Source organism: Streptomyces canus, from assembly GCF_001514145.1.
GTDB classification, from domain to species: domain Bacteria; phylum Actinomycetota; class Actinomycetes; order Streptomycetales; family Streptomycetaceae; genus Streptomyces; species Streptomyces canus.
The window spans coordinates 1-19,539 of sequence record NZ_KQ948678.1 but is presented as its reverse complement, the minus strand read 5'-3'; the positions used below and the strand labels follow the sequence as shown (position 1 = coordinate 19,539).

The window sequence follows — 19,539 nt, the reverse complement described above, 5'->3', positions numbered from 1 at the left end:
GTCACTTGCCGTCCCCCCTCATCGTCGTGGTGGCCCCTTCGAGGTCGCGGCGGAGCACGAACCGCTGGTAGGCGAGGGCGAAGACGAGGCAGATGCCGAACATGACGACGCTGATCGCGCTGGCGTAGCCGACCTGGTAGCGCTTGAAGCCGTACTGGAACATGGTCACGGCCATGGTCTCGGAGTGGTGGTCGGGGCCGCCCTGGGTGACCACCCACACCAGGTCGAAGAGCTGGATCGAACCGATGACGGACAGGAAGATGCTGATCCGCAGGGTGGGCGCGAGGAGCGGCAGGGTGACGTTGCGGAACCGCTGCCAGGCGCCGGCACCGTCGATGAGGGCCGCCTCGGTCAACTCCCGTGGGATGGACTGGAGTCCGGCCAGGTAGAGCATCATGTGGAAGCCGAAGTACTTCCACATCATGACCAGGAAGAGCGTCGCCATGACGTAGGAGGGATCGGCGAACCACAGCCCGCCCACGCCGTCCAGGCCGACCGCGCCGAAGATGTGGTCGGCGAGTCCGGAGTCCGGGGCGAAGACCATGCTGAACAGCACGCCGGTGATCGCCTCGGACAGGACGTAGGGCGCGAAGAACAGCATCCGGTAGACGGCTCTGCCGCGCAGTTTCTGGTTGAGCAGGACCGCCATGGCGAGCGCGAACGGCAGTTGGAACGCGAGGGACAGCACGACCAGGACGAGGCAGCGCCACAGGTCGCCCAGGAAAACGGGGTTGTCGAAGAGCTGGGTGAAGTTGTCCGTGCCGACGTAGTCGGAGGGCATGCCGAAGCCGCCCCAGCGGAAGAAGGCGGCGTACAGCGCGAACAGCATCGGCAGCAGGACCATGCCGATGAACAGCACCAGGGCGGGCAGTTGGAAACTGACCGCGGTCAGCCAGTGCATGACGCGCCGCCGGCCCCGCCCCCGGGCCCTGACCGATTCCGGGGGCGGGAGATCGGTGCCCGGACCGCTCCGCTTGTCTGCGAGGAACGTGGAGGTCATCGCGGGCTACTGCTCTTCCTTCGCGGTCTGCGTGATCGACTGGGCGACCTGTTCCGGGGACTTGGAGCCGGCGATCAGCGCGGCCACGCTGTCGTTGACCTCCTGGCCCACGGCGGGCGCGTACGCCTGGTCGAGATAGAGCTGGAAGCCGGTGGCGGCCTTCAACTGCGCCTGTACGAGCTTGAGGTTGGGGTCGGTCATGGCCTTCTCCGCGTTCGGGAGCACGGGAAGGATGCTGGTCTTCTTGACCAGTTCCAGCTCGGTGGCCTCGGAGGCGAAGAACTTCAGGAAGTCGACCGCCGCCTGCGGGGCACCCCGGCGCAGGGCGTGTCCGCCGCCTCCGCCGAACACCTCGGTGATGGCACCCTTGCCGCCCTCGACCGCAGGGAAGGGGAAGAAGCCCAGGTCGTTGCCGAGGCCCTTGCCGGAGTCGGCCTGAACGGCCGGCGCCCACTGGCCCATGAGTTCCATGGCCGCCTTGCCGTTGCCGACGGCGGCCGCCTGGCCGGTGGGGGTGGAGTAGGCGGCGTTGAGGAACCCCTTCTGGAAGGGCTGGAGGTCCACGAGTTCCTTGAGGTGCCGGCCTGCCTGGACGAACCCGGCAGCGGTGAAGTCCTTGTCCTCACTGGCCTTTTGGAGGGCGTCGATGCCGGCGGTGCGCATCGCGAGGTACGCCCAGTAGTACATGCCGGGCCACTTCTCCTTGCCCGCGAGGGCGATGGGCGTGATGTTCTTGGACTTCAGCTTGCTCACGGCCTCCAGGAACCCGCCCCAGGTGGTGGGCGGCTCGCTGACGCCGGCCTGCTTGAAGAGCGCCTTGTTGTACCAGAACCCGATCATGCCCATGTCGAACGGGATGCCGTAGACCTTGTCGTCGAGGATGTACGGCTCCTTGGTGACCTTCAGCAGACCGTCGGCCCACGGCTTGGTCCGGTCGGTCAGGTCCTCGACGAGCCCCGCGTCGACCTGCTGCTTGAGGACGCCGCCGCCCCAGGTGTGGAAGATGTCGGGGAGCTTCCCGGAGGCGGTCAGCGCCGTCATCTTCGACTTGTAGGCGTCGTTCTCCAGCTGGACGATCTTTATCTTGACCTTGGGGTTCGCGGCCTCGAACTTCTTGGCGAGGGCCGCCCAGACACTCTTCGCCGGCTCGGTGGTGGAGATGTTCCACCACTCCACCGTGGTCGTCCCGTCGGACGATCCTCCGTCCGAGTCGCCGCCACAGCCGGTCAGTGTCGTCATGCCCAGACCGGCCGCGGCGGATGCCGCCAGAAAGCCACGGCGGGACAGTGCCGGGTCGCCCATGATGCGCTCCTTGGGTACGGGACGGAGCCGTCCTTGTCCGTCCTGCGGTCCGAAAGTTTCGGAGTTGATCCAGAAAGCTTCGCTGCTGCCGCACCCTAGAGACAGCTGCCAAACGGTGGCAACCCCTTGTGCACAGGGAATGTTGAGGAGTCGAACCAGTCGAAGGCCACGGCGCCCTCGCTGACGCCATGCCGATCGCCCGGCCCGGTGAAGCCCTCCACCCCCTGCGGGGAGAGACGGCGGTCGTCGCGCTCGGCTGAAGAGACACCGCCGGCGCCGAGGACGAGCAGGTCGGGGACGCAAATGCACGGCTGCTGCAGGCCCGTTGAGGGCAGCAGACGGCCGGTGCCGATCTGACGGTCAGGGCGGGCGGCTCCTCCTCGACGGGCACGCCTCGCGAGGAACTGCCGCACCGGCCCGATCCGGGCGATCCCGCTCGCCTCTCCCCGGCATCTCGGCGTCGCGGTGCGGGGCCCTCACGGAGCCTGTCGCAGCGCCACCCTGCCCGACCGAGGACGCTGCCGCCCGCCGCCCCTCCAACCCCCGCCCACTGGCAGATTCCGGGATCCGGGTGGAAGCCGCCGATCACCGGGCTGCCTTACGTCCGTATGCGCTTCGGTCCCTCCATTCCACCGAAACATTCGATCTATTGGGCGAACCTTACGGAAGGACCGTACGAGGATAATCTTTGGCGGCCCCCTTACGGCAACGGAGACGGCCTGTCACCTGAACTGCTACGCCCCCCATGACGCTGCGTGTCCACCCCCGCCCGCCCGCACACACAGGCCCACCGGCCAGGTAAGAGCCCCACAGCTGCACCGTCGCCCGTCACAGACCTTCGCAGAGCGAGTCTTAACGGAAGCTTGACGCCCTGGCACCCTCCATCCGTGGGCCAAGACGTCACTCTCCGCTTACGCTGGTCCCGCCGTCAGCCGGGCGGCCGGAACCCCGCTGAACCGCACCGCAGGAGCGCCCCCGATGGCCACCACCGAACACCCTCCTTCCAGTCGCCTGCGCTCCTGGATGCTGGAGGGTCTGTCCGACATGGGCAGGGACGGCGGCCACACGGGCCCCCACGCCGCCCCGGAACCCGCCCACCAGGGCCAGCGCTGGTGGCGGGTCATGTGCCTGACCGGCGTCGACTACTTCTCCACCCTCGGCTACCAGCCCGGCATCGCCGCCCTCGCGGCCGGCCTGCTCTCCCCCATCGCGACGATCGTCCTCGTGATCGTCACCCTCGCGGGCGCCCTGCCCGTGTACCGCCGGGTGGCCGAGGAGAGCCCCCGCGGCGAGGGCTCGATCTCCATGCTGGAACGGCTGCTGTCGTTCTGGCAGGGCAAGCTCTTCGTCCTCACCCTGCTCGGCTTCGCCGCCACCGACTTCCTGATCACCATCACCCTGTCCGCGGCCGACGCCTCCACCCATCTGATCGAGAACCCGCACCTGACCAGCACCCTGCACGACCACAAGATGCTGATCACCCTCTTCCTGGTCGCCCTGCTCGGGGCGGTGTTCCTCAAGGGCTTCCTGGAGGCGATCGGCGTCGCCGTCGCCCTGGTGGGCATCTACCTCGCCCTCAATGTCGTCGTGGTGCTCGTCGGCCTGTGGCACATCATCACCGCGGGCCATGTCGTCACCGACTGGTCCAGCGCTCTGACGGCCGAGCACGGCAACGTCTTCGTGATGATCGGCGTGGCCCTGATCGTCTTCCCCAAGCTCGCCCTCGGCCTCTCCGGCTTCGAGACGGGCGTCGCCGTCATGCCACACGTCAAGGGCGACCCGGACGACACCGAGGAGAACCCCGAGGGCCGGATCCGCGACACCAAGAAGCTGCTCACCACCGCCGCCATCGTGATGAGCTGCTTCCTGATCGCCACCAGCTTCATCACCACCCTCCTCATCCCCGAGAAGGACTTCGAGTCGGGCGGCCCGGCCAACGGCCGCGCCCTGGCCTACCTCGCCCACCACTACCTCGGTGGCGTCTTCGGCACGGTCTACGACGTCTCGACCATCGCCATCCTGTGGTTCGCCGGCGCCTCCGCGATGGCGGGCCTGCTCAACCTGATGCCGCGCTACCTGCCCCGCTACGGCATGGCCCCGCACTGGGCCCGCGCCGTGCGCCCCATGGTCGTCGTCTTCACTCTGATCGCCTTCCTGGTCACCTGGATCTTCGACGCCGACGTCGACGCCCAGGGCGGCGCGTACGCCACCGGCGTGCTGGTGCTGATCAGCTCGGCGGCGATCGCGGTGACCATCGCCGCCCGCAAGGCCGGGCAGCGCAACTGGACCGTCGGCTTCGCCGTCATCTCCGCCGTGTTCCTCTACACGACCGTCGTCAACGTCATCGAACGCCCCGACGGCGTGAAGATCGGCGCCTGCTTCATCGCCGGCATCATCCTGGTCTCTCTCCTGTCCCGCCTGGCCCGCGCCTTCGAACTCCGCGTGACCGACGTGACGCTCGACGACATGGCGGAACGTTTCATCCGGGACATGGCCAGCCGCAAGATGCGCTTCATCGCCAACGAGCCCGACCAGCGCGACAAGGCCGAGTACCGCGACAAGATCGAGCAGATCCGCGAGGACAACGACATCCCCGGCGAGGACTTCGTGTTCGTGGAGGTCACGGTCCTGGACCCCTCGGAATTCGAGGCGAGCCTGACGGTCCGGGGCGAGGTCCTCCACAACCGCTACCGCGTACTGACCCTGGAGTCCTCCTCCATCCCCAACGCCCTCGCCGCCCTTCTCCTCCACGTCCGCGACACCACCGGCTGCACCCCCCACATCTACTTCGAGTGGACCGAGGGCAACCCCTTCGCCAACTTCCTCCGCTTCTTCCTCTTCGGCCAGGGCGAGGTGGCCCCGGTCACCCGGGAGGTCCTCCGAGAAGCAGAACCGGACCGCCCTCGCCGCCCCCGAGTCCACACGGGCTGACACCGTCGCCCACCGAGGCTCGTGATCCGCCCAAACGGCGCGACCGTACACATCCCCGCCACGGCCCACCACACGCCCTACGTTGCTGCCCATGACCCTGAGCATCCGCAACCAGCTCCCCGGCACCGTCACCGCCGTCACCCCGGGCGAGGCCATGGCAACCGTCAGGATCCGCCTCGACGGCGGCCAGGACCTCACAGCCGCGATCACCGTCGAGTCCGTCGCCGAACTCGGCCTCACCCAGGGCTCGCCCGTACGCGCCCTGGTGAAGTCGACGGAGGTCTCCCTCGCCACCGCCCCGGTCCCGATCGTGTCCATCCGCAACCAGCTCCCCGGCACGGTCACCGCCGTCGCCACCGGAGCCGCCATGGCCACCGTCAAGATCGCTGTCGAGGGAGGCGTACTCACCTCCGCGATCACCGCGGACGCCGCGACCGACCTCGCCCTCGTCGCCGGTGTCCCGGTCGTCGCCCTGATCAAGTCGACAGAGGTGTCACTGGCCACGGCGTAAAGGAAAAGGGCCCCGCCGAAACGGGGCCCTCATCACCTCGGGTCAGTCCTCGTACGCGTCCAGCGGCGGGCACGAGCACACCAGGTTCCGGTCGCCGAAGGCCTGGTCGATCCGCCGCACCGGCGGCCAGTACTTGTCCGCCACCGACACCCCGGCCGGGAACACGGCCTCCTCGCGCGTGTACGCGTGCTCCCACTCGCCGCCCAGCGCACCGGCGGTGTGCGGAGCGTTCCGCAGGGGGTTGTCCTCGGCGGCCCACTCCCCGGAACCGACCTTCTCGATCTCCGCACGGATGGCGATCATCGCCTCGCAGAACCGGTCGAGTTCGGTCAGGTCCTCGGACTCGGTCGGCTCGATCATCAGCGTCCCGGCCACCGGGAACGACATGGTCGGGGCGTGGAAGCCGTAGTCGATGAGCCGCTTGGCCACATCGTCGACGCTCACCCCGGTCGCCTTGGTGAGCGGCCGCAGATCGATGATGCACTCGTGCGCGACCAGCCCGCCGGGGCCGGTGTAGAGCACCGGGTAGTGCGGCTCGAGCCGCTTGGCGATGTAGTTGGCGGAGAGCACCGCCACCTGCGTGGCCCGCTTCAGCCCCTCACCGCCCATGAGCCGGACGTACGCCCACGAGATCGGCAGGATCCCCGCGGAACCCCAGGGCGCGGCCGAGATCGGCCCGACGCCCGTCTCCGGGCCGGCCGCGGGCTGCATCGGGTGGTTCGGCAGATACGGCGCCAGGTGCGCCCGTACGCCGACAGGGCCCACACCCGGGCCACCGCCGCCGTGCGGAATGCAGAACGTCTTGTGCAGATTCAGGTGGGAGACGTCACCGCCGAAGTGCCCCGGCTTGGCCAGCCCCACGAGCGCGTTGAGGTTGGCCCCGTCGACGTACACCTGCCCGCCGGCCTCATGCACCTGCGCGCAGATGTCGGCGACGTGCTCCTCGAACACCCCGTGCGTCGAGGGATACGTGATCATGAGCACGGACAGCTCGTCCCGGTGCTGCTCGATCTTCGCGCGCAGGTCGTCGACGTCGATCTCGCCGTCCCCAGCGGTCTTCACGACGACGACCTTCATCCCGGCCATGACGGCGCTCGCGGCGTTGGTCCCGTGCGCCGAGGACGGGATGAGACACACGGTCCGCTGCTCGTCACCGTTCGCCCGGTGATATGCGCGTACCGCGAGCAGCCCGGCCAGCTCGCCCTGCGACCCGGCGTTCGGCTGCAGCGACACGTTGTCATACCCGGTGACCTCGGCGAGCCGCTCCTCCAGCTCCCGGATCAGCGTCAGATAGCCCTGCGCCTGCTCGGCGGGCGCGAAGGGGTGCATCTGCCCGAACTCGGGCCAGGTGACCGGCTCCATCTCCGTGGTCGCGTTGAGCTTCATGGTGCAGGAGCCCAGCGGGATCATGCCGCGGTCGAGCGCGTAGTCGCGGTCGGCGAGCCGACGCAGGTAGCGCAGCATCGAGGTCTCGGAGCGGTACTGGTGGAAGACGGGGTGGGTGAGGAAGTCGTCGTCGCGCAGCAGCGCGTCCGGCAGCGCCTCCTCGCAGGCCGCGTCCAGCGCCTCGATGTCGGCCTCGACGCCGAACGCGTTCCACACGGCACCCACCTGGGCCCGCGCGGTGGTCTCGTCGCACGCGACGGACACGTGGTCGGCGTCGACGAGGTGCAGGTTGACGCCGTTCCGCCGCGCGGCGGAGACGACCTCGGCGGCCCTCGCGGGCACGCGCGCGGTGAGCGTGTCGAAGTACGAACCGTGCACGACCTCGACCCCACCGGCCGTCAGGCCCGCGGCAAGGATGGTCGCGTACCGGTGGGTCCGCCGCGCGATGCCCTTGAGCCCCTCGGGCCCGTGGTAGACGGCGTACATCCCGGCCATGACCGCGAGCAGCACCTGCGCGGTGCAGATGTTGCTGGTCGCCTTCTCCCGACGAATGTGCTGCTCACGTGTCTGCAGCGCGAGCCGGTAGGCCTTGTTCCCGTCCGCGTCCACGGACACACCGACGAGCCGCCCGGGCAGGCTCCTGGCGAACTTCTCGTGTACGGCCATGTAGCCGGCGTGCGGCCCGCCGAACCCCATCGGCACACCGAACCGCTGCGTGGTACCGACCGCGATGTCCGCCCCGAGCTCACCCGGCGACTTCAGCAGGGTCAGCGCGAGCAGATCGGCGGCCACGGTCACGAGCGCGCCGAGCTCATGAGCCTGGTCGATGAGCGGCTTGATGTCGCGTACGGCCCCGGAGGCGCCGGGGTACTGGACGAGCACCCCGTTGATCTCACGTCCGGCGACCTCGGCCGGGATCCCGTCGCCGAGGTCGGCGACCACGACCTCGACACCGGTCGGCTCGGCCCGGGTCTCGATCACGGCGATGGTCTGCGGCAGGGTGTCGGCGTCGACGAGGAAGAGCCCCTTCTTGTTCTTCCCCATGCGGCGGGACAGAGCCAGGGCCTCGGCCGCCGCGGTCCCCTCGTCGAGCAGCGAGGCGCCGGAGGTGGGCAGCCCGGTGAGGTCGGCGACCATGGTCTGGAAGTTGAGCAGTGCCTCGAGGCGTCCCTGCGAGATCTCCGGCTGGTACGGCGTGTAGGCGGTGTACCAGGCCGGGTTCTCCATGACGTTGCGCAGGATGACGGGCGGAGTGAAGGTGCCGTAGTAGCCGAGTCCGATCATGGAATCGAGCACCTGGTTCCGGTCGGCCAGCGACCGCAGCTCGGCCAGCACCTCGGCCTCGGTCCGTCCGCCGGGCAGCTCCAGGGCATCGGCGTTCTTGATCACATCCGGCACCGCGGCGGCGGTGAGCTCGTCCAGCGAGCCGTAGCCGACCTGCGCGAGCATCTTCGCCCGCGCCTCATGATCAGGGCCGATGTGACGCTGCTCGAACGGAATGCCCTGTTCGAGCTCGGAGAGCGGAATGCGAGGGGCGGTCATTGCGGAGGCCTCCTGGTCTGACACGACCTGCGAGGGGTACCCCGGCGCGGGTACCCCGACGGCCTCCCCCTCTGTCATCTCAACCTGAGAGCTTCACCGGGCCGCCCGAAGGCCGCCGGCTTGCACCGTCGGTGAGAGCGGAAGCTGTCGATACCCGCTCTGCTTTCCAGAGTGACCTCGTCCGCGCGGTACGTGAGCCTGAGAGATTCCGGGGAGGATTTGCTCCTTCGGCGCCTCCGATGTTGTCTGGAGGACTCTCCCGCGCGGGGTCAGCAGCCGCTGGCAAGCCTACCAGCGAGCTCACCGCACGGGTCTTCGAGTGGCCGCACACCCCGATGTGCTCTTTCGTAGTGCTTACGACCGCTTCGGATGAGTTGCGACCAAGTGGAGGGCCCGTGCAGACCGACATCGATCCGCGCAACCTGATCGGCCGCAAGGCGTTCGACCGCAACGGCACCAAGATCGGGACCGTCGACGAGGTCTACCTCGACGACGCGACCGGCGTGCCGGAGTGGGCTGCCATACGCACCGGCCTCTTCTCCCGGGACGCCTTCGTCCCCTTGGGCCCGAGCGAACTGGTCGACGGCACCCTGCACGTACCCTTCGACCGCGCCCTCATCAAAGAGGCCCCCGACTTCGGCGTGGGCCGCCACCTCTCCCCCGACCAGGAACTCCAGCTCTACCACCACTACGGTCTCGACGTGGCCGCACCGCCCCCGTTCCCCGACCGGGACTTCGGCAAGCTGGCGGGCACGGAGGACGCGGAGGCCTGAGCGCCCGGCACCTCCTCTGTCAGGGGCAACGGCTCAGCGGGCTCCAGCGCAGGATCCTCGACAAGAAACGTCCGCACCCGCCCCGGCTCCGAATCCGGCGTCTCGAACCGCACGGTCACCCGCCCCAGCCCGCTCCCCTGCACCCAACCGTGCCCGTACTCGGCATGCCGCACATCGTGCCCGGCGACCCACCGCCGCTCAGCAGCCGCCGTCACCTCGGGAACGGCCACCTCGTCGACCTCCTCCTCGGCCGCCGACTCCACCCGCTCCCCCGCGGCCTGGGCGAACAGATCCTCCTGAGTGAAGTCGGCGAGTCCGCTCACCCCCACTCCCAGCAACCGCACACCCCCCGTGGAGTCCACGCCCTCCAGCAACCGCAGGGCAGCCTCCCGCACGACCGCCGGGTCATCGGTGGGTCCCCGCAAGGTCTCGGACCGCGTCAACGTCGAGAAGTCGTAGCGCCGCACCTTCAGCACGATGGTCCGCCCCGACAGCCCGGCCCCCCGCAGCCTCCGCACACAGCGGTCCGCCAGCCGCTGCACCTCCAGGCTGACCCGCACGCGGTCATGGATGTCCACGTCGTACGTGTCCTCGACCGACACGGACTTGGTCTCCCGCTCAGCCACCACGGGCCGCTCGTCGTACGCCAGCGCCATGGCGTACAGCCCGTGCCCATGGGCCTTGCCGAGCAGTCGTACGAGCTCGTCCTCGCCCGCCTCCACGATCTCGTCGACCGTATGGATCCCGGCACGCCTCAGATGATCGCCGGTCGCGGGCCCCACACCCGGCAGGATCCGCACCGACATCGGCCCGAGAAGCGCCCGCTCGGTCCCCGGCTCGATCACCACCAGCCCGTCCGGCTTGGCCTGTTCGGAGCCGATCTTCGCGAGCATCTTGGACGCGGCCAGCCCCACCGACCCCGTGAGCCCCGTGACGGCCCGTATGTCGGCCCGCAGCTTCGCCCCGGCCAGCCGCGCCGACGCCTCGTCCCAGGCCGTTCCCCCGGCCTCCAGATCCACGAACGCCTCGTCCAGGCTCAGCGGCTCCACCAGCGGCGACAGCTCCCGCAGCAGCCGCATCACCTGCTCGCTGATCGCCTTGTAGAAACCGAAGCGCGGCACCAGATACGCGGCATTCGGCGCGAGCCGCCTCGCCTGGCCCATGGGCATCGCCGAGTGCACCCCGAACACCCGGGCCTCGTAGGAGGCGGTGGCCACCACACCCCGCGGCCCCAGCCCGCCCACGACGACAGCCTTCCCGCGCAGACTCGGCTTGGACGCCTGCTCCGCCGAGGCGTAGAAGGCATCCATGTCGAGATGCAGGATCGTGGGCGCTTTTCTCACATGTCCGATGCTGCCCTACGCCACTGACAATGCTCCGCCCGAGCGAGCGGGGCAGGCTTCAGACCGCCCGGTTGCGCCGCCGCGCCAGCTCGTCCGCGGGGTTGTGCCCGACGAGTGTCTCCCCGGTGTCGATGCGCTCCCCGTGCAGCTGTGAAAGGGCGCTCTCGACGTCCCGCCACACGACACCCACGGCGATCCCGAAGATGCCCTGGCCGCCCTGGAGCAGCGCGTGGACCTCATCGGGCGAGGTGCACTCGTAGACCGTGGCGCCGTCGCTCATGAGCGTCATCCGCTCCAGGTCCTGGAATCCCCGCTCACGCAGGTGCTGGACCGTGGTGCGGATGTTCTGCAGCGACACACCGGTGTCGAGGAACCGCTTGACGATCTTCAGGACGACGACGTCCCTGAAGCTGTAGAGCCGCTGCGTCCCCGACCCGTGGGCGGGCCGCACGCTCGGCTCGACGAGGCCGGTGCGCGCCCAGTAGTCGAGTTGCCGGTAGGTGATGCCTGCCGCCGCGCACGCCGTAGGGCCGCGATAGCCGATCTGCTCGGACGCCATGGACGTCGCCCCTCCGCTGCTCGGCACGGCCGCCGGTCGCTGCGGAGCGTGATCGGCCGCGCTGCCCTGAAACGGGCTGCCGTGAAGCGGGTACGGGCCGCCTGCCCCGAGACTCCGTCCGGGGGCACCCCCAGCCGTACCGTCGCCGCTGCTTCTCACGCCGACCTCCGTCCTTGACCTGCCTTCTCGACGGTAGGCAGTCACCAGGGGTGCGTCAACGATCGCCACACTCGGCACGCCGAGTGATAATCACCCTAGGAGTGGTTTCCCGTACCCCACCGCGGGGAAAGGCTAGCCGAATGCGCTCCTGGCGGGCCGCAGGACGCTCTCACGCGCCGGTGGCAAATGCCAGCATTTCAGTGACGACCGGACACGGCCGACCCGTCGCGGACCACTGATCCGCCGGATCGGCCGCGGCCGCCTCACTGACTGCTGGTGCCGAAGTCCTCGGGGGAGATCTGGTCGAGGAACTCGCGGAACTTCTCCACTTCGTCCTCCTGCTCGTCCGGAATCGCGATGCCGGCGTCGTCGAGCACTCCGTCGCTGCCGTAGATCGGCGTCCCGGTGCGCAGGGCCAGCGCTATGGCGTCGGACGGCCGCGCGCTCACCTCGACCCCGCTGGCGAACACCAGCTCCGCGTAGAAGACGCCCTCACGCAGATCCGTGATGCGCACTTCGGTGAGCTCCTGGCCGACCGCCTCCAGCACGTCCTTGAACAGGTCGTGGGTCAGCGGTCGTGCGGGGGCCATGCCCTGCTGCGCGAAGGCGATCGCAGTCGCCTCCCCCGGCCCGATCCAGATGGGGAGGTAGCGGTCGCCTCCCACTTCACGCAGGAGCACGATCGGTTGGTTGGAGGGCATTTCGACCCGGACACCTACGACATCGAGCTCGTTCACACAGCAACCCTAGGCCGTGCCCGGGACGTTTGGGTAGTCGGGCAGGAAACGGGGGACGATCCGGTGCCCGGCCACCCTCAGGGCAGGCGTACCCCGAGCGCGGTCTGCACGAGCGCCGCGTGCAGCTTCACCGTCAGCCCGGCGAGTTCCTTGGCGCGCGCTTCCGCGTGTGCGCGGGTCTGCGGGTTGCGGTGGCGTTTCAACGGGGCCACGACCTGGTCCACCAGCCCGGCCTCACGATCTGCGGCGGCCTTCATCGCACGCAGATGCCGCGGCTCGATCCCGAATCTGCCGAGCTCGACGACAAGCGCGGCCACGGTGACCGCCTCGGCGTCGTAGGCCCCGTCCGGAAAAGGCGTGATGAGCCCGTACGACTCCCACTCCGCCAGCTCCGACTCGCCGATCTCGGCGGCGGCCAGCAACTCGGCCCGGCCTATCCGGACGGCTGTGGGGCCTTCAGGGACCTCCAGGACCGTCTCCCCGTCCCGCTGGCGGCCGACGGTGGGCAGCGCGACGGCCTCGCCCCGCTCCATGGCGTCCAGATGCTCTCTGATCACCTTGAGCGGCAGATAGTGGTCCCGCTGCATCCTCAGGACATGACCGAGGCGCTCGACATCCCGCTCGCTGAACTTGCGATACCCGGAGGGGGTCCGCTGCGGCTCTATGAGGCCCTCGGACTCCAGAAAACGGATCTTGGAGATCGTGACTTCGGGGAACTCGTCGCGCAGCACGTTCAGCACCGTGCCGATGCTCATCAGCCCACTGTCCGTCGCGGCGGTGCCGTGTCCGGCACCGCCGCTCGGTGTTTGAAGCATGGACCTTCCCTGGGAGGGTCAGTAGCCCTGCTGGCTCGCGTAGAAGACCAGCCGGTACTTGCCGATCTGCACCTCGTCGCCGTTGTTCAGAGCGACCGAGTCGATCCGCTCACGGTTGACGTACGTGCCGTTGAGACTGCCCACGTCCGACACCGTGAACGAGCCGTCCTGGCCGCGGCGGAACTCCACATGCCGGCGCGAGACCGTGACGTCGTCGAGGAAGATGTCGCTCTGCGGGTGACGGCCGGCCGTGGTCAGCTCGCCGTCCAGCAGGAAGCGACTGCCCGAGTTCGGCCCACGACGCACGACCAGGAGCGCCGAGCCCAGCGGCAGCGCGTCGACGGCAGCCTGCGCCTCCGGGGAGAGCGCCGGCATCTGCGTCTGGCCGGTGACCTCGGAGTCGTACGCCTCGAGTCCCGAGATGGAGATGGTGGAGGTCGTCTCCGAGGGACGCTCGGGCACGGCCCCCGCCCGCAGCGGGGCGCCGCAGTTGGAGCAGAAGCGGCTGTTCTCCGCGTTGCGGTTACCGCACCTCGTACACACCAGGGCCGACATAGGGGAAAACCCTCCACCCGTACTTGAGGTTGACGGCTGCCCGAAACCTATGCCGCCGGACTGGGCAGGGTCAACAGACGGCACGCCCTGACCTCCGGAAACGTCGCCACCCGGGCCGCCCACCTGGTCCCGGAACAGCGGGCGCTGGCCCTCGGCGTCGGGCTGTGCGCGGTGACGAGCGGTCGCGTTGTCGCTACCTTCTCGCGCGCTCTTGCCGAACAACTTCGCAAACAACTTCACGGGCGATTCCCCTTGACCGAAACAGACCCGCCCGTGGGGCAGGACGAACCCTGATTGAACACACCGGTCGACCCGGACATCCTCACAACGTCCGTTTCCACCAGACAGTTTCCACCACGCACCACCCATTCGGTGCGGCGACCCCCCGCAACCTCATGCCCTGGCCGGACGCCCCCCATGCACCCCCGGTTCACCGGGGGGACGACCGAGCGTAGTCAGGCCGCTTCGCCGCTCGCAAGGCATCCACGACGATCTTGTCCGACCTCTCGACGGTAACGGTGGCCTGCTCCTTCTCAAGAGTCTGCACCACGCCTCCAGGGATGTTGAGCGCCGGTTCGAGGTCCTGCGGATTGCCGATGACCTTGAAACGAAAAGGTGCGGTGATCTTGTTCCCGTCGACACTCACGCTCTTGCCCGAGTCCGACAGAAAGGTGTTGGCGACGACCCGTACACCGTTCACCTGGATCGCCTCCGCGCCAGCCGCGCGCAGCTCCTGGATCGCGTCGAGCAGCATGTCCGCCTCGACCGCCCCCCTGGTGTCGTCGATCGTCATCGTGATGCCCGGCCCCTGCGCGGCCACCGTGCCCGCGAGGATGCCGAGTTGCCGCTCCTTCTCGACCGTCTGCTTGCGGGCCTCCTCGGCCTGGTCGGAGCTGTTCTCCAGCTCGTCCCGCTGGTTCTCGAGGCCCTGCTTCTCGTCTTGAAGACGCTGAGTACGGTCGCCCAGTTCATCGAGGATGCGCACGAGATCCTCCTGCCGCGCCCCCCGCAGCGCACTGTCGCTGTCGCTGTTCGAGGCCACCTGGACGGCGAGGCCGAATCCGAGGCCGAACAACAGCACCGCGACGATGAGTTGGGCCCGGGTCGCGCGCGGCGGCCACAACCCCTTCACCAGTCGCTGACGGCCGGTCAGCCCTGGCTCAGACGCCGTGGTCTCCGCCTCCTCCGACGGGGTCTCCGGGAGTTCCTCGGGCAGTTCCTTGCGCAGCCTGTTGCCGGGAGTCTCTTCCTGCTCGCTCATCGGCCTCACGCCCGGAAGACGTGTCGACGGATCGCCGCGGCGTTCGAGAAGATCCGGATGCCGAGCACGACGACGACACCGGTCGAGAGCTGGGCGCCCACGCCCAACTTGTCGCCCAGGAACACGATCAACGCGGCCACGACCACGTTCGACAGGAACGACACGACGAAGACCTTGTCGTCGAAGATGCCGTCGAGCATGGCCCGCAGGCCCCCGAAGACGGCGTCGAGCGCCGCCACCACGGCGATCGGCAAATAAGGCTCGACGACCGCCGGAACCTCAGGCCGGACCAAGAGGCCGGCCACGACTCCCACGACGAGGCCCAGTACGGCGATCACGATGTGCCCTTCTCAGTTCTCGGCTCTGCTGTACGTACGATCACACTCGGTGCGGCCGGCAGCCGGAGGTCGTCCTCCACGGAGATGGCGGTCCGGATGCCGTAGTTCTCCTGCAGGGCGTGCAGATACAGCCCGTCGGCACTGTCCTGGAACCTGGTGCTCAGCCGCTGCCCGTCCCCCACCGCAAGCACCGTATACGGCGGAACCAGCGGCTTGTTGTCGACCAGTATCGCGTCACCCGCTGCCCTGATCGCCGACAGCGCGGTCAGCCGCTGCCCGTTGATGGAGACGGCCTCCGCGCCCGACTCCCACAGCCCGTTCACCACCCGCTGCATGTCACGGTCGCGCACCCGGCCGGTGTCGGAGAACCCCGACGTCTCACGCGGATTCCCGTCGCCGCCCGTGCTGGCCTCCTTGGCGTCGTTCACCACCAGTTTGACGCCCGGGCCGTGCACCTCCACCGCGCCCGACAGGATGCCCACGAGGTCGGCCTGGCCGCTGTCGCCACTCTGCCTGAGCGCCTCGCGCTGCCGCGTGCTCACGTCGTCGCGCAGCTGGTCGACGCTCTCCTCGAGCTTGTCCGCCGCCTCGGTCTCGCGGTCGATACGGTCGATGAGCTCCTCGCGCTCCTTGGCCACGACCGGAGCCGCCACCCGCGCCTGCGCCGCACCCACGGTGACCACAAGAGCGGCTAGGACGAGGCCGACAGCGAGCCCCAGCCTCGCCCGCAAGGTCTTGGGCAGCCCGCCGTCACCGGCGGCCTTCTTGCGGGCCGCAGCCTCGGCGTACCCGTCGTCGAGGCTGTGGTCCATGACGTTGGTGAGCAGCGACATGGAGGCGTCCGGGCGCGCGGGGCGCGTGGGGGTGCTCCGAATGGGGGGCTGCTGCGGCATGCCGCACATCGTCGCACGTCGCGACCCCTACCTCCGAATGGCCCCATCGGCGTGCCGGACAGGCCCCCCTTGGGGACATCTGTCCGGCACGCGCGCGTGCGGGCCTCAGCGGCCGGCGCTGTCCACGACCGCCGACCATTCGTCCAGCAGGGCCTGCGCGGACGCGTCATCGGGCCCCTCGGCCCACAGATGGGTGACCGCCTCCGCCGGGTCCGGCAGCACCATCACCCAGCGTCCGTCGGTCTCCACGACCCGGACACCGTCGGTCGTGTCGACAAAGCGATCGCCCGCCGCCTCCACGACCCTGCGCATCACCAGTCCCTTGACGGCCCACGGGGTCGCCAGGTCCCGCTTGAGGACATGCGCCCGCGGAATCCGTGCGTCGATCTGGCTGAGCGTGAGCTGCGTCCGCGCCACCAGCCCGATCAACCGTACGAAGGCCGCCGCACCGTCGAAGACACTGCTGAACTCCGGGATGATGAAGGCGCCCTTGCCGTCACCACCGAAGATCGTCGAGTCGTCGCGTCCGACCCGGGTGAGGTCGTCGGGCGAGGTGGTCGTCCACTCCACCTGCGTGCCGTGGTACGCCGCCACCTGCTCGGCGATCCGCGTGGTGGTCACGGGCAGCGCCACACGGCCGCTGCGCCGCTCGGCAGCGACGAGATCGAGCATGACGAGCAGCGCCCGGTCATCCTCGATGATCCGCCCCTTCTCGTCCACGAGGGACAGCCGCTCACCGACGGGGTCGAACCGCACCCCGAACGCGGCCCGCGCGGACGCCACGATCTCACCCAGCCGCATCAGACCCGACCGGCGGGCGTCGGCCGTCTCCGTCGGCCTGGACTCGTCGAGCCCCGGGTTGATGGTCAGCGAGTCCACGCCGAGTTTCCCGAGCAGGCTGGGCAGCACCAGACCGGCACTGCCGTTGGACGCGTCGACGACGACCTTCAGCCCCGACTCGGAAATCCCGGTGATGTCGACGTTCCGCAACAGTGAACCGGTGTACGAATCGAAAACACTCGCCGGGAAGTGCAGGTCTCCGATCTCACCAGGGAACGCACGCCGGTACTCCTGTCGCGCGAACACCCGATCCAGCTTCCGCTGACTGCCCTGAGAAAGGTCCGCGCCCCGCCCGTCGAAGAACATGATGTCGACGGAGTCGGGCACCCCGGGCGTGGTCCGGATCATGATGCCGCCGGCGCTCCCGCGAGCGGTCTGCTGCCGCGCCACGGGCAGCGGTACGTTTTCCAGGTCGCGTACGTCGATGGCGCTGGCCTGCAGAGCGGAGATGACCGCCCGCTTCAGTGCCCGCGCGCCACGGGAGTGGTCACGGGCGGTGGTGACGGTCGACCCCTTCTTGAGGGTCGTCGCGTAGGCGCCGGCGAGCCGTACCGCGAGCTCCGGGGTGATCTCGACGTTCAGGATGCCGGAGACTCCCCGGGCGCCGAAGAGATGCGCCTGGCCCCTGGACTCCCAGATGACCGAGGTGTTGACGAAGGCACCGGCTTCGATGGTCTTGAACGGGTAGACCCGCACATTCCCCTGGATAATCGATTCCTCGCCGACGAGGCACTCGTCACCGATGACCGCGCCGTCCTCGATACGAGCCGCGCGCATGATGTCGGTGTTCTTCCCGACGACACAGCCACGCAGATTGCTCTGCTGCCCGACGTACACGTTGTCGTGCACGACGGCCTTGTGCAGAAAGGCGCCGCTCTTCACGACGACGTTCGAGCCCACGACGGTGTGCTCGCGGATCTCGGCGCCGGCCTCCACCTTCGCGTAGTCCCCGATGTACAGCGGACCACGGAGAACGGCGTCGGGATGCACCTCTGCACCCTCGGCCACCCACACGCCCGGGGAGAGCTCGAAGCCGTCGATCTCGACGTCGACCTTGCCCTCCAGGACGTCGGCCTGCGCCTTCACATAGCTCTCGTGCGTGCCGACGTCCTCCCAGTAGCCCTCTGCGATATAGCCGTAGATCGGCTTGCCTTCCTTCATCAGCTGCGGGAAGACATCGCCGGACCAGTCCACGGGCACATCGGGCTCGACATAGTCGAAGACCTCGGGCTCCATGACGTAGATGCCCGTGTTCACGGTGTCCGAGAAGACCTGCCCCCAGGTGGGCTTCTCCAGGAAGCGCTCGACCTTGCCTTCCTCGTCGACGATGGTGATGCCGAATTCGAGCGGATTGGGCACACGCGTCAGACAGACGGTGACCAGCGCACCCTTTTCCTTGTGGAAGTTGATGAGCTCGGTGAGGTCGAAGTCGGTCAGAGCATCACCGGAGATGACGAGAAAAGCGTCGTCCTTCAACGCCTCTTCGGCGTTCTTGACGCTTCCGGCGGTACCGAGTGGCTTCTCCTCATTGGCATAGGAGAGCTCCATTCCGAGCTCTTCACCGTCACCGAAGTAGTTCTTGACCAGTGAGGCCAGGAACTGGACGGTGACGACGGTCTCGTTGAGCCCATGCCTTTTGAGCAGCCGCAGCACGTGCTCCATGATCGGCCGGTTTACCACCGGCAGGAGCGGCTTGGGCATGCTCGAGGTCATGGGACGAAGGCGTGTGCCTTCGCCTCCGGCCATCACGACGGCCTTCATGTCGGAAGCGTCCTCCTTAAGAGACGACGGTCTAGCCGACTTCACCCGTCCAGATTGTCCCGCACTTTTCTGCCGGGGGCCATCGAGCCGCCACGGCCGTGCCAATGGGCGGGGTTCAGTCGGCCTTGGCGTCCGCACGGACCAGGCGGCGGACTTGTACCACGTAGAGCACTCCTGCCCACCAGTACAGCGTTGTACCCCATCCTGCGAACGCCCATCCGAAAATAGCAGCGAGTGACGAGATCCATCCAGATCCGTCACTGAGCAGGAGCAGCGGGAAGGCGTACATCAGGTTGAAGGTGGCAGCCTTGCCAAGGAAGTTCACCTGCGGTGGGGGATAACCGTGGCGCCTGAGGATGCCCACCATCACCAGGAGAACCAGCTCTCGCAGGAGCAGTGCAGCCGTCAACCAGATTGGCAGAATCTCGCGCCAGGTGAGACCGACCAGAGTCGAGAGAATGTAGAGCCGGTCGGCCGCGGGGTCCAGCAGCCGGCCAAGGCTGCTGATCTGGTTCCACCGTCGGGCGAGCTTGCCGTCCAGGTAGTCGCTGATCCCGCTCAGAGCGAGTACCAGCAACGCCCAGGTGTCACTCTTCGGCCCTCCGAACTCGGGCCTGAGGATCAGCCACAGGAAGAGCGGCACCCCAACGAGCCTCGCCATGCTGAGGATGTTGGGGATGGTGAGGACCCGGTCCGTCTGGACGCGGGTCTCCTGGACCTCCACCCGGGGGCCTCCTGTGGGAAACGTGCCAACGATGCTCCCTGACCCTACCTCAACGCAAAAAAGCTCTGGCTCTTGGGCTGCGTGCCCAAGAGCCAGAGCTCTAAAAGGA

Annotated in this window: 16 protein-coding genes and 1 riboswitch; of the genes, 3 read left to right on the top strand and 13 right to left on the bottom strand. The window is 68.4% G+C overall.

Annotation, left to right across the window (positions count from 1 at the left end):
• Window position 1: 1 nt before the first annotated feature.
• A complete protein-coding gene (locus tag AQJ46_RS44880; RefSeq protein ID WP_059211134.1) occupies window positions 2-1,000 on the bottom strand; it encodes a carbohydrate ABC transporter permease in 999 nt (332 codons plus the stop codon).
• 6 nt (window positions 1,001-1,006) lie between these two features.
• Complete coding sequence (locus AQJ46_RS44875) at window positions 1,007-2,302, bottom strand: extracellular solute-binding protein (RefSeq protein ID WP_059211133.1); 1,296 nt, start codon at window positions 2,300-2,302, stop codon at window positions 1,007-1,009.
• A 978-nt stretch (window positions 2,303-3,280) separates the two neighbouring features.
• Between AQJ46_RS44875 and AQJ46_RS44870 the strand changes: the two genes are divergently transcribed.
• Both AQJ46_RS44870 and AQJ46_RS44865 read left to right on the top strand, forming a co-directional pair.
• A complete protein-coding gene (locus AQJ46_RS44870) occupies window positions 3,281-5,233 on the top strand; it encodes an APC family permease (protein WP_059211132.1) in 1,953 nt (650 codons plus the stop codon).
• A 91-nt stretch (window positions 5,234-5,324) separates the two neighbouring features.
• On the top strand, window positions 5,325-5,744 hold the full coding sequence (locus AQJ46_RS44865) for a TOBE domain-containing protein (protein ID WP_059211131.1): 420 nt from the start codon (window positions 5,325-5,327) through the stop codon (window positions 5,742-5,744).
• A gap of 42 nt (window positions 5,745-5,786) precedes the next feature.
• On the opposite strand, the gene gcvP is transcribed toward AQJ46_RS44865, so the two are convergent.
• Complete coding sequence (gcvP, locus tag AQJ46_RS44860) at window positions 5,787-8,672, bottom strand: aminomethyl-transferring glycine dehydrogenase (RefSeq protein WP_059211130.1); 2,886 nt, start codon at window positions 8,670-8,672, stop codon at window positions 5,787-5,789.
• Window positions 8,673-8,848: 176 nt separating this feature from the next.
• Window positions 8,849-8,944: riboswitch (glycine riboswitch) on the bottom strand.
• A 123-nt stretch (window positions 8,945-9,067) separates the two neighbouring features.
• Between gcvP and AQJ46_RS44855 the strand changes: the two genes are divergently transcribed.
• A complete protein-coding gene (locus AQJ46_RS44855; RefSeq protein ID WP_057610504.1) occupies window positions 9,068-9,445 on the top strand; it encodes a PRC-barrel domain-containing protein in 378 nt (125 codons plus the stop codon).
• Here AQJ46_RS44855 and AQJ46_RS44850 read toward each other — a convergent pair.
• From AQJ46_RS44850 to AQJ46_RS44805, 10 genes are all read right to left on the bottom strand, one after another.
• Window positions 9,361-10,788, bottom strand: coding sequence for a DNA polymerase IV (locus AQJ46_RS44850; protein ID WP_059211129.1), 1,428 nt, complete (start codon window positions 10,786-10,788; stop codon window positions 9,361-9,363). The two genes, AQJ46_RS44855 and AQJ46_RS44850, sit on opposite strands and share 85 nt — an antisense overlap.
• 58 nt (window positions 10,789-10,846) lie before the next feature.
• Entirely contained in the window at window positions 10,847-11,506 is a 660-nt protein-coding gene (locus AQJ46_RS44845) for a MerR family transcriptional regulator (protein WP_079072731.1), read from the bottom strand.
• Between the two features lie 263 nt (window positions 11,507-11,769).
• Entirely contained in the window at window positions 11,770-12,243 is a 474-nt protein-coding gene (locus AQJ46_RS44840) for a bifunctional nuclease family protein (protein ID WP_004002801.1), read from the bottom strand.
• Window positions 12,244-12,320: 77 nt separating this feature from the next.
• Window positions 12,321-13,058 (bottom strand): transcriptional regulator FtsR, encoded by a 738-nt coding sequence (gene ftsR, locus AQJ46_RS44835; protein WP_057610501.1) that lies wholly within the window; start codon window positions 13,056-13,058, stop codon window positions 12,321-12,323.
• A gap of 18 nt (window positions 13,059-13,076) precedes the next feature.
• The gene (locus AQJ46_RS53315; protein ID WP_079072730.1) at window positions 13,077-13,982 is read right to left on the bottom strand and encodes an FHA domain-containing protein; all 906 of its coding nucleotides are present in this window, start codon (window positions 13,980-13,982) and stop codon (window positions 13,077-13,079) included.
• A 61-nt stretch (window positions 13,983-14,043) separates the two neighbouring features.
• Complete coding sequence (locus tag AQJ46_RS44825) at window positions 14,044-14,874, bottom strand: DUF881 domain-containing protein (RefSeq protein ID WP_059211128.1); 831 nt, start codon at window positions 14,872-14,874, stop codon at window positions 14,044-14,046.
• Window positions 14,875-14,879: 5 nt separating this feature from the next.
• Window positions 14,880-15,212 carry a small basic family protein gene (locus AQJ46_RS44820; RefSeq protein ID WP_003988855.1) on the bottom strand — a complete coding sequence of 111 codons (333 nt, stop codon included), beginning with the start codon at window positions 15,210-15,212 and terminating at the stop codon, window positions 14,880-14,882.
• Window positions 15,209-16,114, bottom strand: a complete 906-nt coding sequence (locus AQJ46_RS44815; protein ID WP_107117453.1) for a DUF881 domain-containing protein — start codon at window positions 16,112-16,114, stop codon at window positions 15,209-15,211. Before AQJ46_RS44815 ends, AQJ46_RS44820 begins: the two co-directional genes overlap by 4 nt.
• Window positions 16,115-16,210: 96 nt before the next feature.
• Window positions 16,211-18,706, bottom strand: coding sequence for a mannose-1-phosphate guanyltransferase (locus tag AQJ46_RS44810; protein ID WP_059211127.1), 2,496 nt, complete (start codon window positions 18,704-18,706; stop codon window positions 16,211-16,213).
• A 115-nt stretch (window positions 18,707-18,821) separates the two neighbouring features.
• A complete protein-coding gene (locus AQJ46_RS44805; protein WP_057610497.1) occupies window positions 18,822-19,430 on the bottom strand; it encodes a CDP-alcohol phosphatidyltransferase family protein in 609 nt (202 codons plus the stop codon).
• Between the last annotated feature and the right edge of the window lie 109 nt (window positions 19,431-19,539).

Bases quoted from the DNA above. Each gene is read 5' to 3' on its own strand.
- AQJ46_RS44880 (WP_059211134.1), bottom strand. From the start codon at position 1,000: ATGACCTCCACGTTCCTCGCAGACAAGCGGAGCGGTCCGGGCACCGAT.
- AQJ46_RS44875 (WP_059211133.1), bottom strand. From the start codon at position 2,302: ATGGGCGACCCGGCACTGTCCCGCCGTGGCTTTCTGGCGGCATCCGCC.
- AQJ46_RS44870 (WP_059211132.1), top strand. From the start codon at position 3,281: ATGGCCACCACCGAACACCCTCCTTCCAGTCGCCTGCGCTCCTGGATG.
- AQJ46_RS44865 (WP_059211131.1), top strand. From the start codon at position 5,325: ATGACCCTGAGCATCCGCAACCAGCTCCCCGGCACCGTCACCGCCGTC.
- gcvP (WP_059211130.1), bottom strand. From the start codon at position 8,672: ATGACCGCCCCTCGCATTCCGCTCTCCGAGCTCGAACAGGGCATTCCG.
- ftsR (WP_057610501.1), bottom strand. From the start codon at position 13,058: ATGCTTCAAACACCGAGCGGCGGTGCCGGACACGGCACCGCCGCGACG.
- AQJ46_RS53315 (WP_079072730.1), bottom strand. From the start codon at position 13,982: ATGGGTGGTGCGTGGTGGAAACTGTCTGGTGGAAACGGACGTTGTGAG.
- AQJ46_RS44825 (WP_059211128.1), bottom strand. From the start codon at position 14,874: ATGAGCGAGCAGGAAGAGACTCCCGGCAACAGGCTGCGCAAGGAACTG.
- AQJ46_RS44815 (WP_107117453.1), bottom strand. From the start codon at position 16,114: ATGTGCGGCATGCCGCAGCAGCCCCCCATTCGGAGCACCCCCACGCGC.
- AQJ46_RS44810 (WP_059211127.1), bottom strand. From the start codon at position 18,706: ATGAAGGCCGTCGTGATGGCCGGAGGCGAAGGCACACGCCTTCGTCCC.